The sequence below is a fragment of the Terriglobus sp. YAF25 genome, from assembly GCF_052113305.1.
GTDB lineage: Bacteria > Acidobacteriota > Terriglobia > Terriglobales > Acidobacteriaceae > Terriglobus.
In genome coordinates this window covers 1-14,154 of record NZ_JBFRCY010000039.1, presented here as the reverse complement: position 1 = coordinate 14,154, position 14,154 = coordinate 1, and the positions used below count along the sequence as shown (strand labels likewise).

Here is a 14,154-nt window from a genome sequence, read left to right as displayed (position 1 = left end):
GACCACTCCTTTGCCGGCAGCAAAGCATCCACCAGCATTGCACCCTGCAGGCAGTGGAGTGCGCGTATAGGTGGTCCCTACAAGGTGTGTGCTATAGGGGTCGTAAACGACATCCGTGTTCTCGGTAAGGATTCCTTGCCGCATGAGCACTGTAGGAACCGTGAGTACCCATCGTGCATATGCGATTTTGCGAATCCCTTCATATCCAAAGGTAAAAAACGTCGCCGGATCTCCATGGTGAATTCCAGGGATCATCACAGGTCCGCTGACAAAACCTCCGAACTGATTGAAACGAAGCGGCGGCCTGAAGTCGTTGCGACCGACGAAGGGAACTGTGCCTGACCTCTTCTGAAAAAAATCGGCCGCATTCATCTGGTCATTCCGAAAGAACTCATAGATGTCGCCGTGAAACTTATTCCCACCCTGCTTACTTACGATATTCAGAAATCCGCCGCTGGAGCGGCCGAACTGAGCACCTGGACTAGAAGTAATCACCTTGAACTGATTGACGGTTTCCGCGGTCACGGTAACGGCCGGCTGTCCCTGGCAGCAGACCGTAATCGGAATGCCATCCAGATAAATCTCATTGGACCCGCCAATACCTCCATTCGCTTGAAAATTGTTCGTGGCTGCCGCGACAAGGGCGCCTCGTGCACTGCTCACACCAGCACCGAAGCTGCCTCCTGGAGTGATGGCGTTGCTCTTGCCGTGAATGGTCAGATTCGAATCAACCCGAACTACCGTAACGTTCGCATTAGGGACAAGAGCTCCGGTGCTGTCTGTAAGCCTGCCACTGATGCTACCCGTGGCGACCTGAGCATGAAGCGTTCGGATGGATGACACCATGCAGACAAGGGAGAGAACCACGCCGAAAAAGCGTAGAGAAAATCTGTTCATCATTGCCTCTCAAATAGTGCAGATTCCGGAATCCATCAGCGCTCTTTTGAACTCAGAAAAAATCGGGATTCCGGTACAGCATGACAGTCTGGTCGGCTCGAATTACGTCCGTCTAGTAACCGGTCGTTACTGTTACAAGTAACGAAATCATCATGGCTTGTCCGGTCTCGATTCTGAGCTCAAAGGCGGACAAAATCGATCCGGATCTGACGCTTCAAACCATGGGCCAACAAAGCCGGGCGAGGCACAGCGAGAATCCTCTGAACGGAAAAGATGCCTGAGATGGGCGTTAGCAAGTCAAGTTGGATGAGGGAACACGGCGCCGGGTCGCTACATTTAAGCCGCCTGAACGGCTGCAGAGGTAAGCCTTAGGCGTATTCACCTATGGTAAAAGCCTCGCATTGTTTCCCCCACCGTCGCCCCCCAACCAAGACGTCTATAGTCCAATAAAACACCAGGTAACAAAAGGTTACATCCGCCTCTTGAACCGGAGGGACGGCGGCACCGTGATACACCCAGTAGCCGCCGCTGGCCGCAGTACATTGCTCATCGCGCAGTAGCTCACGTTTCCTCCGTCGAGGCGGAAGACTTTGGCTGCGCATCAAAGCTGCCTCCCTGCAGCAGTTCAACGATCTGTTTGATCCGTTGCGCGGTCGCTGTAAGTTGCTTCCGGTTTCACTGGATCAGTACAAACTGCGGTGTGTCTCCGAGACTGACGGATATGGAAGTCGCCGTCGTGGTCGAGGTGGCTGCCGTACCCACTGTCGCATCGAAAATGGACATGGAGCTTGGCGCTACACTCGGACTTAGAGTGACGGTCGCGGGTGTCACAGTAATTTCATTTCCGTTGTTGTCCCAAATAGGGTCGTCCCGCCACAAGGCAACGATGAATGCTCCATCGCTGCGCTCAAAGACAAGGCTCTTGCCCAACGCCGGCATTCCTGAGAGAGTGAACACTTTTGTCCCTGACAACGTGCCCGGGGAACCGTTTGGATCGGCCAGAATTGTCGCCAGGTTATGAAGGGCAGTGGCTGATTGCTTTGGGGAAACATTCGTGCCATCAAAGTGGAAGAGACCAAAGGTATCTTCGCTGTTTGTAGCGCTCCAAGACGAGTACGTTCCGCTGCCGACCTCTTTCGTGACCGTGATGGCGGTGTCGCCCGTGCAGCTGTTATAGCTGTACACCGTACCCCACATGTAGTTCGAGCCATCGTGGGAGATAGCGATGGTGGTGCCAGGGGCCATGTTCGGTAGTCCTGTTGCCAGTTGGATGGGACCGAATACACTGCCTACCGACGCCATGCTGGCGGTTGTACTGCTGGGCATCGGCACATGTTCATCCAGGAGTTCATACAGATAACTCCGCGTTACACCTTGCAGAGAGGCGTCCAATAAAAAGGACAGGGTGAGCTTCGCCTGGGCTGCTTCTGTTGTGCCTCTCACCCCAGGAGCAGTCCACCAGCCGGCCTCCGTGATTACCGCTGGGTGATTTGGCGCGATGGGCATACTCTCCGAAAGAATGGTCTGCATCGTATTGAAGGTCGACTCTCCTGAGGTGCCGTAGAAAGCCGGGTACACATGCGAAGAAATCTGATTCGTGTAGGAGGAGATGTCACCGACTCCCGACGCATCCAGCGGATTCCCGAGCGCCATGCTGTTGACGATGATGTTCTGCGTGTTGCTAGCGGACTGCATATCCGCCCAAAGATCTTGCTGTCCTGATACCGAGGCAGCGATGCCGGTGTGACCGCCATACGTCTGCGAGAAGTTTTCAGGTTCGTTGAAACCCTCAACAGCTTCCACAATGCTTGAGTTACTTGAGATATAGCCGTAGTCAGCCGCCAGATCAGCATTCACGAACACGTCGTAAGTGGCGCCATTGTTGGCGCTGATCTGCTGCAGCTTTCCGACGTCGATCGAGGCATGCATAACGTCGCGAATATGCCGAAGGCTCGGGCCTCCACCGCTTGCGCCTGGTGCAGAGCTTACAGCTTGCGATGCTCCTGCGGCGAGAGGCCCCCAACCACTCGCCCATGTGCGCCCTGTACCATCCACCAGGAAAGACACTGCGATGGCCGTGCTAGACGGCGTCGCAACAGATCCGCGGTTCTTAATGACTGCAGTGAACAGGCCTGTGGATGTGTCATAGGATAAAGACGTCACGATCACGTCAGGTAATGGAGTGGATGCTGCATTCACGGTAACGCTCTGTGTAAAGTTGTTATTCGTCGTATTGGATTCGGCGAAAAGATTAGCCGGATTGACGTCTGCAAGGATTGAATGCGTGCCGACGGAAATAGTGTATGGGCCGCCCTTCGACGCCGTATTCAAGAGGAGCGAGGTGCATGCTGGTATAGGGCCAACAACGCCCGCCCACGTCTCATAAGTTCCGTCTACCGAATAATTAATATTGACGTCGGTACCGCTGGGCGTTGGGGCCGTACCGTTATTCGTGATCGTGCTGCTGAAGTTCCCGGTGAAACTGTTGTAGGAAACGGTTTTGATCACCATGTCCGGTGCGAGGGTGACGGATTGCGCCAACGTGTTGTTTGTCGTGTCCGTCTCTGGGAAAGCCGCGGAAGCATTGACATCGGCGCTGACCGTATGTGTACCCGCGGGAATGCTGTAGGGACCGCCGCCACTGGAACCGGCTATCGAGCTAACAGTTGCGCTCGCTCCCGCCGCAAGAGGATTTGTGGCGCTGGCCCACGTCTGCGAGGTCCCATCCACCAGGAACGAAACCTGAATCGTTCCAGTGGACGGAGTAGCCAACGCACCCTGATTCTTGATGGTTGCGCCGAAGATTCCGGTTGAGCCGTTATAGGTGACCGCAGTGACCACCAAGTCAGGACCAGCAGTGAACGAAAAGCTATTGTTGGAAGTATCAGACTCGGTGATACTGGCGGCGCGGTTGACTATAGCTGTAACTGTGTGGGTGCTGCCACCTGGGATGTTGTAGGGTCCACCGCCGCTGGAGCCAGCGGCTGAGCTTACCGTCTGCGTGGCTCCAGCAGCGAGCGGCCCCCATCCTCCGGCCCAGGTCCGGCCCGTTCCGTCTACCAGGAACGAGACTGGAATTGCCGTAGCCGACGGCGTCGCCGCCGTGCCTTGATTCTTGATGACGGCGCTGTAAAGGCCGGTGGAAGGATCATAAGAGGCCGACGTGAGAACCAGGTCGGGGAGGCTTTGGCATATCGCCTGTGACGGACCCACTAGGAAGAATAGACATACCGCAAGTTGGATGAGATTAAGAAAGCTGTTCCGCGACGCTCCATGATTGGGGCTTTTTCCCGGGATATCGATAATCTGCCATATTACTTTCATATTTATTCCTCGATGCACAGCTGCTATCTGAGTTCGTTTACGAAACGACAAGAGCCTATCGCGCGAATATGCGCTGCTTCGCTTCGCCAGCTAGGGGGAAATCAGGATAAGAATCGGATGATTCGGAAGATCGAGTTTCATTGACGCCTTCGGTGTCAATCGTGTCGTCACGTCTGTAACCGGGCCATATTGCACCATCGTCGAAGGAACGCTCCTTTGCGTGAGAACCGGATGGGTCATACGCAGAATCGAAACCGAGGCGCCGGGGCCTTTCGCAAAGACCGTGCTTTCCGACAAGGCCAGCATGAAAATCAAAATTACTGATGCCTTCCTACCCATGATTGCTATCCGCCTCCCCCGCACCTGAGCCTCCTTCGGATCTTTCTGAGCTTTGTCCCACAGTGTTCGGGGAAATACCCCGCTGGACGCGGTAGAACGAGTTGTCAAACTGGTGACGCGATGAAGAACGTCGACGGTGGATGTCTAATCGACTTGCAACTTCAAAGTTCTTTCGGTGCTCCAAGAGTGTCTCTTTTTTTGTCGCGGGCCATTCGACGCGTTGTCGCCCTAAATCCGTAAGCTGTATACTGCTAGCCACACGATCGCTAACCGTTAAATATGAGGCGTAAGTTGTTGATTGTTAGGGAATAACTGCTCGTTGCCCTTCAACTTCTTGAGGGCCTTCGGTGTGGGTACTGAGAGACGTTATGGACAACACCATCCCAGATTCGGCCGCGATCAACGAAGAATTGCAACGCCTGGTAAGCCATCGCTTCCTGCGGCAAAGTCCACGGCTCGTGCTTTTCCTGAAGCACATCGTCGAGAAGACGGTGCGGGGCGAAGGCGACCAGCTAAAAGAAAGAAATGTGGGCACGGAGGTCTTCGGGAAAGGAAGGCGCTACGATCCTGCGACTGACTCGACGGTCCGCGTGGCCGCTTCGGAACTCAGAAAGCGGCTCGCGCTCTACTACCAGGAACCTGAGCACGCGCGAGAACTACGCTTCACACTTCCCGTGGGCGCATACACTCCGGCCTTCCATTGGCCATCCACAGAGGAGCCTAAGCCCGCGTCCGAGACGCCGGCAGCATCTGCGGAAGCGCCTTCCGCCGGCACCCTACCGGAGACGCCTCAGCAGGTTACGGCTCGCCCCCGTTACACTTTTTGGCTGTGGGCAGGATTTCCAGCTTTGGTCGTGGTCATCTTCGCATCCGTCTTTCTGCTGAGCCGCAGATCCTCTGGAGAAGCAGCTGTTGATTCTTTTTGGGAACCTCTGCTGCATACCAGCACGCCGGTCGTCGTACTCGTTGCCGGTCATCCATATTCGACGATGTACATCCGAGACGCCGAAAATCCCGCGCGGGAATCGACCTTGGACATGTCGCAGGAACAAGGCATCAACACGGTGACGTTTGACGACATGGAGTCGCTGATTATCGTCACGGGCTATCTCCACGCGCATCACGTTCCTTACGTCGTGCGCGATGAAAGTCAGGTCACGATCACGGATCTTCGGAACGGCCCTGTCGTAGTAATCGGCGCCTTTTGCAATTCGTGGGCACTGCGACTGCTTAAGCCACTCCGATTCCATTTCGGCAACGATCCTGACATGACGAGCTATTGGATTGAGGATGGTGAGTCGAGGTCGGAGTCGAAATGGGTTGTCAATCGACAAAAGCAGTTGGCAACCAATGATTTTGTGGACTATGCGATCGTCGGCCGGTACAGGGATCCCAACTTGGGTCAACCGGTGGTGATCGTCTCAGGCATCGCCGGCGGAAACAACATCAACGCCGCTCAAGTTCTGACCGATCCTGCTTTCCTGTCTCAGCTATTCGGTTCCTCCAACGCGAAGAAGGGGGATAAGAACTTTGAAGCCGTTCTTAGCGCAAAAACAGTAAACAACCATTCCGGTCAGCCCCGAATTGAAGCCAGTTATTCTTGGTAATACTCTGGCAGATCCCAGTCGAATCAGGCCACTGCACGCCTCTTCCGGGCCACACAGCAACAGGGAAAATGCTCTGGTTGTTTAGGCTGTGCACGCAAGGGCCAGGTTCACGCTGACTGCCTCTCGTTCGCTGCCAAGAAAAGCCATACGCTCATCCGAAACTTTTCCGAATCGTATGGATTTCATGTAGTGTTGTCGTGCGACAAAGTTCAGGTTACCGGCTACGACCTGAACTCCACAATATCTGCACAATCAATCCTTCCATTCGAGGCCCCCAAAAGATCGGGGGCCTTCGCTTCCTCATCCTACCGGGGACTCCAGAGCCGTTCTACGGTCATCCCAATTAGCTCCGACTCTTACGCTGATGCATCCATCCCGCCAGTCTTCGCGGTGTCGCATTTCGAATGCCCGAGCCTTTTCCCTGTAGGTGTACTGTAGGGAAAGAAAGAGGCATCTATAAGAAGGCGATTCAGATCCGTTTTATGGCCTTCCGGATCGTATGGGCTGCGGCTGCCGTTGAGGCCAGCCACCAGCTAATGACTTGTAGAGGCTGACGGCGTCGGATGCGCTCTCCAAATGACTCGTTGCATACGCGTCCTCATCCTGTAGCTGCACACGTTGTGCATCCAGCAGGTCGAGAAGACCGGTCGCGCCCTCCTTGTACCGGACATTTGCCAGATCCGCAGCCCGCTTACTGTCGAGAGCAGCCTGCCGGAGTGCGGCATCCTGCTCACGCGAGCGCGCGTATCTCACAAGTGCGTTCTCAACATCTTCAAGCGCCAACAAGACCGCTTGTTGATACTGGGCCAGCTGGGCATCTCCATCTGCACGGCTGGCTGCAATGCGGGCCTTCACCCTGCCTCGATCCAGAAAGGACCAGTCGATGCTGAGTCCCGCGAGATTCGTTGGACTAACGCCGTCGAAAGCTGTGTCGGAGTGATATTGCATCAGACCCAGCAGACCGCCGAAGTTCACGCGAGGAAACAGGTCGGCGGTGTTGACGCCAATCTGCTCGGTTGCCGCATGGAGCCGTTGCTCGGAGGCATTGATGTCAGGACGACGACGCACGAGATCCGCCGGAGTTCCTGGATCGATGCTCTCGGGCAGATCCGGAAGTGTTTTTTCAATCTCAAGCTCACTGACGAGAGCATCAGGCGACTGACCGCACAGGACGGCGAGGCGATGCTCATCGACCGCAATCGCGGATTGAAGCGCCGGAATGCGAGAGGTCGTACTTTCATACAACGCACGAGCTCTGGCCGTATCGAATTGAGTTCYGCGGCCGGCGGTGAAAGTCGCCTCTACCAGCTTTACGGTTCGCTCCTGATTGGCGGCGTTCYGTCGAGCCACACGGAGGCGCTCCTGCTGGCCGCGAAGGTCGATGTAAGTTGTCGCCACCTCTCCCGCGATGGCAACCTGCATTGCAGCAAGGTCATTCCCGCTCGCAAGGAATTGCTGACGCTGGGCCTCGACGTTATGGCGAATACGGCCATAGAAATCGAGTTCCCAACTGGCATTGATCGACGAGGTGGAATAGCGATAGTTGCGCGGATATCCAAACGCCTGATTGGCGGCGAGCTTTTGGCGTCCAACATCCTCACTGGCAGTAACTGTCGGATACTTGTCGAACTTGCTGAGGCGTAAAAGAGCGGACGCAGCGTCATAGTGGGCGAGAGCCGAACGGAGATCGTTATTAGCCGAGAGCGACCGTTCGATGAGGTTCGTCAGTTCCTGGTCATGAAAACTGTGCCAGAACTCCGGGTCAGATGGCTCCGCCTTGACGCTTGTGTCGGCCGAACCAGCCGTCGACGGAGCAGTAAATTGACTCGGAAGAGAAACACTCGGTTGCTTATAGCGCGGACCGACAGAGCAACCGAGAGTCCCGAAAAGCACGAGTGCTGCAAACAGGACTTTAGACATGGCTTACCTCTACCTCTTCTTCAAAGCTCTCTTCGTTATGACTGTGGAGCCTTTGCCCGCTCAATTTCCGCAGCACCACGTAGAAGACTGGCGTTAGGAACAGTCCGAACAACGTGACTCCGAGCATTCCTGAGAACACGGTGATGCCGGTTACTTTTCTGACCTCACTGCCTGCACCGTGACTGAGAAGCAATGGAACCGAACCAGCAATGAATGCGATGGAGGTCATGATGATGGGGCGGAGACGCAGATGGCAGGCCTCGAGCGCAGCCTCTATCGTCGTCATGCCCTGCATCTCGAGTTCGCGAGCGAATTCGACGATCAGGATCGCATTCTTGCAGGCGAGGCCCATCAGCACCACGAGACCAACCTGGACGAAGATGTTGTTGTCGCCTCCCGTGAGCCACACACCGAAGAGAGCTGCAAAGATGCACACGGGGACGATAAGGATAACGGCGAGCGGCAGTGTCCAGCTCTCGTACAGCGCAGCCAGAACGAGAAAGACGAGAAGAATCGCCAACGGGAATACGATCGCGGCAGAATGGCTTTGCGTCGTTTGCTGATAGCTCAAGTCCGTATATTCCAGCACCATGCCCGGAGGCAGTGTCTTCTTCGCAATCTCGTTGAGCTTCTCGATGACCTGACCCGATGACAGCACACGCGGATCGGCGTCGCCGATGAGATCGGCAGCGGGATAGCCGTTGTAGCGCATGACGGGATCCGGGCCAAATGTCTGTGTGATGGTCGCGATCGAGCCAATCGGAACCATTTCCCCGGTTCCATTCCGCACTCGAAGATTTGTGATGTCTTCAGGCCGCTGGCGGAATTGAGCGTCCGCCTGCACCATCACGCGATACACGCGACCGAAGGTATTGAAGTCGTTCACGTAGATGGAACCGAGATAGCTCTGGAGCGTGTTGAAGACATCGGAGAGCGAAATACCTTGCGTCTTCGCTTTCTCCCGATCGACCTGAACTTCCAATTGCGGAATATTCGATTGATAGGAAGAGACCGGATAGGTCATGCCCGGAGTCTGCGAGACTGCAGCCTGAAATGCTGCCAACCCACTCTGCAGAGCACCATAACCAAGTCCGGCGCGATCCTCGATATAGAGCGAGTACCCGGATCCATTGCCGAGTCCCTGGATCGGTGGCGGCATCAGGGCAAACGCGATCGCACCTGGAATGCGGGAATATTTCTGATTGAGCTCAACCAGGATCTGCTGAGCCGTCTCGTGACGGTCTTTGAAGTCTTTGAGGCGAATGTAAGAGGTTGCCAGGTTTGGTGTATTTGCGCTTTGCAGCGCGTTGAAGCCAGACATCGCCGGCAGCATTTCGACACCATTGACTTCATGCGCCGCCTTCACCATCTGCTTGAGGACATCATCCGTACGTGCCAGCGATGCCCCCTCGGGCAACTTCGCTCCGCCGAAGAGATACAGTTCGTCCTGGGTCGGAATGAAGCCGCCGGGCACGTTGTTGAACAACAGGTAGATCGAGCCGATCAACACGAAGTAGATCAGAAAGACACCGCCACGGAAGCGGAAACTCCGCCCAACAGCACCTTGATACGCTTCAGAACTGCTCTTGAAGAGCCGGTTGAAGGGGCGGAAGAACCAGCCGAAAGCAGCATCGATAGCGCGCGCCAGCCAGTCTTTTTGAGCGCCCGGTGTATGTAGAAGTTTCGCCGCAAGGGCCGGAGAAAGGGTGAGTGAATTGATTGCGGAGATGACCGTTGAGATCGCAATGGTCACAGCGAACTGCTTGTAGAACTGGCCCGTGATTCCGGTAAGGAAAGCCATCGGAACGAACACTGCGCACAGGACGAGAGCAATCGCGATGATAGGCCCCGAAACTTCCTTCATCGCCTGATGAGCAGCCTCTCGTGGAGTGAGCCCATGTTCGATGAACCGCTCAACATTCTCGACTACGACGATTGCGTCGTCCACCACAATCCCGATCGCCAGGACCATGCCGAAGAGGGTCAAAGTGTTAATCGAGTAGCCCAGGATATAGAGCCACGCGAAGGTGCCGACGATGGAAACGGGGACTGCGATCAACGGGATGATCGAAGCCCTCCATGTTTGCAGAAATACGATGACAACGAGAACTACCAGGAATACAGCTTCGATCAGTGTGTGCTGCACCGCATCAATCGAATCCCGAATGAATTCCGTCGGGTCCCAGATGACTTTATAGTCCATATCGTCCGGGAATGCCTTCGACAACTCCTTCAGCTTGGCATAGACCTCTTTTGCAACACCGAGCGCGTTCGCCCCAGGCGTCAGGAAGATACCGACGATAGCGGTGTCCTGAGTATCGAGGTAGGTGTGGAGTGTGTAGTCACTTGACCCGAGCTCTACGCGTGCGACGTCTGACAGGTGAACCACCTGCCCGTTTGAGCCGGACTTCAGCACAATATTGCTGAACTCTTCCGGCGTTGTGAGTCGCCCGCGAACGTTGATCGAGGTGAGAAAGTCAGGCTTCTTTGGCGAAGGTTCAGCACCAAGCTGGCCTGCGGACACCTGCACGTTCTGTTCCCGGATGGCATTTACAACGTCGTCCGATGTGATACCGCGCGATGCCAGGCGGTTCGGATCGAGCCATACCCGCATGGAATAATCGCCGGAACCCAGCAATTGAACATCGCCAATGCCATTCAGCCGCGACAACTCATCCTTCACATGAAGGACGCCATAGTTCCGAAGGTATAGCGCATCGTGGTGACCTTTCTTCGAGAGCAGGCCGACATACATCAATGGTGTCGGCGACTGCTTCTGAGTGGTCACGCCGAACTGGCGAACTTCGTCTGGGAGACGCGACAGGGCCTGGCTGACACGGTTCTGTACACGAACGGCCGCGGTATCCGGATCGACACCTGGACGAAACGTCACGATGACCTGAAGGCTGCCGTCCGAGCCGGCAACAGACTTCATGTACATGATGCCTTCAACGCCATTGATGGCTTCTTCGAGCGGTTCGGCAACTGTCTCGGCRATCGCCTTGGGGTTGGCGCCGGGATAGTTCGTACGGACGACTACGCTGGGCGGAACGACTTCAGGATATTGCCCCGACGGAAGAATTGGGATCGCGATGAGTCCAAGGCAAAAGATGATGATGGAAAGAACAATCGCGAAGATGGGGCGGTCGATGAAGAATTTCGAGATGTTCATTGCCGTGACCTCTTATTTCTTTCCCGCAGAGGCGATATTGTTCAGGCCCGCTGTCGAGACTTCCATGCCGGTATCCTTTGGCGTGATCGGGGCGCCTGGAAAATAAATCAGTTGCAGACCTCCCACGACTACACGGTCTTGAGGCGTCAAGCCAGATTTCACAATCCGTAGTCCATCGCTCATGCCACCCAGGACGATGTCCTTACGTTGCGCGACGTTCCCTTCTCCCACGACATAGACATACTTGCGGTCTTGATCTGTCAAAACAGCCTTATCGTCGATCAAGATCGCCTGTGCAGGCGCGGCGCTCTGCAACTGAACACGAGCAAATAAACCGGGTGTCAATGTCTGGTCAGGATTTGCGAGCACGACACGGGCTCGAATGGTGCCGGTGGTCGGATTGAGCTGGTTATCAACGAAGTCAATGTGGCCCGTATGCGGAAAACCTGCCTCATTCGCCAAGGCAACCCGGACTGGATTCTCAGCGCCGACCCCGCTTCCGCGATGCGAGCTTTGCTGGAAGCGAAGATAGCTTTGTTCATCACAGTCGAAGTAGACATAAACCGGGTCCACCGAAACGACCGATGTCAGCACGGTTTGATCCGCCTGCGCAAGATTTCCCAACGTCAGCAGTGTTCGGCTGATGCGGCCATCGATCGGCGAGCGCACTTCGGTATAAGAGAGGTTCAGCTCCGCGGAAGCCACGGCTGCCTCCGCTGCTTTAACCCGCGCTCCGCTCTGCAGCAGGTCAGAGCTGCGGTTCTGTAATTCCTCCTGGGAGACGGCGTCCTGCTGCTTGAGCCGCTGCGCACGCTCCGCCTGGATCTTCGCGAAGTCTGCCGCCGCGTGCTCCCTATCCAATCCAGCCTTGGCGCTATCTGCCGCATCCTTGTAGGGCCGGGGATCGATGACATAAAGCAGGTCGCCCTTATGGACCACCTGTCCTTCCCGGAAGGCAATGCGGTCGATGTAGCCCGTGACTCGCGGCCGGATCTCTACGGAGTTCGTCGCCCATACGCGGCCATTAAATTCATCGGAGACGCGAACATCCCTGGTGATGACTTGCGCCGCATCGACCGGGGCCGCCGCTAGTTTCGGCTTCGTTTCAGGTACTGCCTGCTTGCAGCCGGCAGCAGCAACGGTGATAGCGGACAAAGCGATCAACCACATCCCTGTGCGCGCCAGCGATGATCCCCTTTTGAGAATGCCTTGCATGTTGTCTCCTAAAATCGTGTCGCCTCGTTCTCGCGTCTCGCCTGGCTTGGCGGCATTTTATAGAACGGTCGTTTCAGAAATAGATGTGTGCGGCTCGCGGAGGATTCAGAAGGCTGCAACTTTTTCTGAAACGTGTGCTCCAATGAAAAGGGGCACGGGCATGAGTCAACGTGGACGGCCAAAGACGTTCGACAGAGAGGTCGCCTTAGACGCGGCCATGCTGCTGTTTTGGAACCGCGGATTCGAACAGACCAGCGTTGACGATCTCGCCAGCGCAATGGGCATCCAAACCTCGAGCCTCTATTCATCGTTCGGTGATAAAGAGACGCTATTTCTCGAGGCCGTAAACCACTACCGGACAGGAAGAGGCAGTGTCTTTGACGCTGCTGTCATCGAAGGCAAAACGGCGAAAGAGGGTTTTGAGAAGCTGTTTCGCATCACTGCTGCCGAATTGACTCGCAAAGATCAGCCAAGTGGCTGCATGCTTTGCCTCGCTCTTCCAACATGCTCTCCAAAGTACGACCACTTGCAACAAGAGTTGGATCGGCTTCGCGCACKCTCCGACATGGTTTTGTTGAAACGGCTGGAGAAGGCAGTGCGGGATAAAGAGATTCCAAAATCGACAGACCTTCGTCTGCTGGTCTCGTTCTTCAGAACGACCCTCTTAGGGATGTCGCTGCAAGCCCGTGCGGGTGCGAGCAAAGAAACCCTTTTGAAGATCGGGACGCTCGCGCTTCAGGTCTGGCCCAGCAAGCAGTCCTTGCGGAACGGATAGCGTTCCTCTGTATGACGCGCGCAGCCGGCGAGAGCCATTTTTCGAAAAGGTGCCTGTCTCTGAATCGTGCTGATGCCCGCAAGAATCGCGCGCTGACTTTGGATCGAACTCCAAGATCAAGGTCTCATCTCGTTTAACCCGATTGGTAATGTTGGTACGGGCGCCAGGAATCGGCGCAGGCTCTGCGCGAGTGACACAAGATGACACAAAGCCATGGACGAGCGGAAATGCCCACTTTCGGTATCTGCTTGATTTATAAGGGGTTATTTGGTGGACCTGATCGGGATCGAACCGATGACCTCTTCCATGCCATGGAAGCGCGCTCCCAGCTGCGCCACAGGCCCACTCTCGGGAAGGACTTCTTTATTTTCTCCTGCTTTGCGGACCAAGTCAAACCCGGCGTGGGCAAAGGCAGACGGGCTGAAGGACGAGGAAGCGCCTTCAGCCCGCGTTGACTTTATCTCCAGTGGCCGTCGATCCAGTACCAGCCGCCTGGGCGGCGAGCCCAGTGGCCAGGTACCCAGCGCGCGTGCGGGCGCGGCGGAGCGGCATAGGCTCCGGGAACCCAGACGTAACGGCCTCCGTCCCAGCGGTGATAACCAGGTTGCCAAATCCAGTTCGGATGGCCGACCGGACGGACGGGAACGACCTCACGCACGGGTGGGGGAGGCCCAATACGGACATAGACTTGCGCCTCTGCCGCGGCTGCGGACAGGGTAAGAGCGGCGCCTAAAAGTGCGAGCATGAGTTTTCTGTTCATCGACATCTCCTCCGGGCTCTCGTTTGGCCCGATATCGATTTAAATGGCTCTCGGGCAGAAAAGTCGTGGTCTCGGAGGGCCGGCTTTGGCCGGCAAGGCTCAAAAATAGTTGCAGTTACGGGAACATTTCAGGCAACCTTCGGTG

At 55.8% G+C, this 14,154-nt stretch carries 8 protein-coding genes, 1 tRNA gene and 1 pseudogene; 2 read left to right on the top strand and 8 right to left on the bottom strand.

Annotation, left to right across the window (positions count from 1 at the left end; genetic code table 11):
* From AB4043_RS02685 to AB4043_RS02675, 3 genes and pseudogenes are all read right to left on the bottom strand, one after another.
* Window positions 1–900, bottom strand: a pseudogene (locus tag AB4043_RS02685) (hypothetical protein); the annotation flags it as partial.
* A 672-nt stretch (window positions 901–1,572) separates the two neighbouring features.
* The gene (locus AB4043_RS02680) at window positions 1,573–4,221 is read right to left on the bottom strand and encodes a CARDB domain-containing protein (RefSeq protein ID WP_442306452.1); all 2,649 of its coding nucleotides are present in this window, start codon (window positions 4,219–4,221) and stop codon (window positions 1,573–1,575) included.
* A gap of 90 nt (window positions 4,222–4,311) precedes the next feature.
* Window positions 4,312–4,560: a hypothetical protein gene (locus AB4043_RS02675; RefSeq protein WP_442301544.1), complete on the bottom strand. Its 249-nt coding sequence runs from the start codon at window positions 4,558–4,560 to the stop codon at window positions 4,312–4,314.
* A gap of 368 nt (window positions 4,561–4,928) precedes the next feature.
* On the opposite strand from AB4043_RS02675, the gene AB4043_RS02670 reads away from it, so the two are divergent.
* Window positions 4,929–6,167 carry a hypothetical protein gene (locus tag AB4043_RS02670; RefSeq protein WP_442301543.1) on the top strand — a complete coding sequence of 413 codons (1,239 nt, stop codon included), beginning with the start codon at window positions 4,929–4,931 and terminating at the stop codon, window positions 6,165–6,167.
* 480 nt (window positions 6,168–6,647) lie between these two features.
* Here the strand turns inward: AB4043_RS02670 and AB4043_RS02665 are convergent, their stop codons facing one another.
* Genes AB4043_RS02665 through AB4043_RS02655 form a run of 3 tightly spaced genes read right to left on the bottom strand, consistent with a single transcriptional unit; the run spans window position 6,648 to window position 12,474 of the window.
* Complete coding sequence (locus tag AB4043_RS02665) at window positions 6,648–8,087, bottom strand: efflux transporter outer membrane subunit (RefSeq protein WP_442306451.1); 1,440 nt, start codon at window positions 8,085–8,087, stop codon at window positions 6,648–6,650.
* Complete coding sequence (locus AB4043_RS02660) at window positions 8,080–11,259, bottom strand: efflux RND transporter permease subunit (protein ID WP_442301541.1); 3,180 nt, start codon at window positions 11,257–11,259, stop codon at window positions 8,080–8,082. Before AB4043_RS02660 ends, AB4043_RS02665 begins: the two co-directional genes overlap by 8 nt.
* Before the next feature lie 12 nt (window positions 11,260–11,271).
* Window positions 11,272–12,474, bottom strand: a complete 1,203-nt coding sequence (locus AB4043_RS02655) for an efflux RND transporter periplasmic adaptor subunit (RefSeq protein ID WP_442301540.1) — start codon at window positions 12,472–12,474, stop codon at window positions 11,272–11,274.
* A 142-nt stretch (window positions 12,475–12,616) separates the two neighbouring features.
* Between AB4043_RS02655 and AB4043_RS02650 the strand changes: the two genes are divergently transcribed.
* Complete coding sequence (locus tag AB4043_RS02650) at window positions 12,617–13,249, top strand: TetR/AcrR family transcriptional regulator (protein WP_442306450.1); 633 nt, start codon at window positions 12,617–12,619, stop codon at window positions 13,247–13,249.
* Window positions 13,250–13,517: 268 nt separating this feature from the next.
* Here the strand turns inward: AB4043_RS02650 and AB4043_RS02645 are convergent.
* A tRNA-Ala gene (locus AB4043_RS02645) sits at window positions 13,518–13,593 on the bottom strand.
* Window positions 13,594–13,706: 113 nt separating this feature from the next.
* Window positions 13,707–14,009: a YXWGXW repeat-containing protein gene (locus AB4043_RS02640; protein WP_442301538.1), complete on the bottom strand. Its 303-nt coding sequence runs from the start codon at window positions 14,007–14,009 to the stop codon at window positions 13,707–13,709.
* Between the last annotated feature and the right edge of the window lie 145 nt (window positions 14,010–14,154).

Coding starts and splice junctions, on each gene's coding strand:
- AB4043_RS02680 (WP_442306452.1), bottom strand. CDS start 4,221: ATGAAAGTAATATGGCAGATTATCGATATCCCGGGAAAAAGCCCCAAT.
- AB4043_RS02675 (WP_442301544.1), bottom strand. CDS start 4,560: ATGGGTAGGAAGGCATCAGTAATTTTGATTTTCATGCTGGCCTTGTCG.
- AB4043_RS02670 (WP_442301543.1), top strand. CDS start 4,929: ATGGACAACACCATCCCAGATTCGGCCGCGATCAACGAAGAATTGCAA.
- AB4043_RS02655 (WP_442301540.1), bottom strand. CDS start 12,474: ATGCAAGGCATTCTCAAAAGGGGATCATCGCTGGCGCGCACAGGGATG.
- AB4043_RS02640 (WP_442301538.1), bottom strand. CDS start 14,009: ATGAACAGAAAACTCATGCTCGCACTTTTAGGCGCCGCTCTTACCCTG.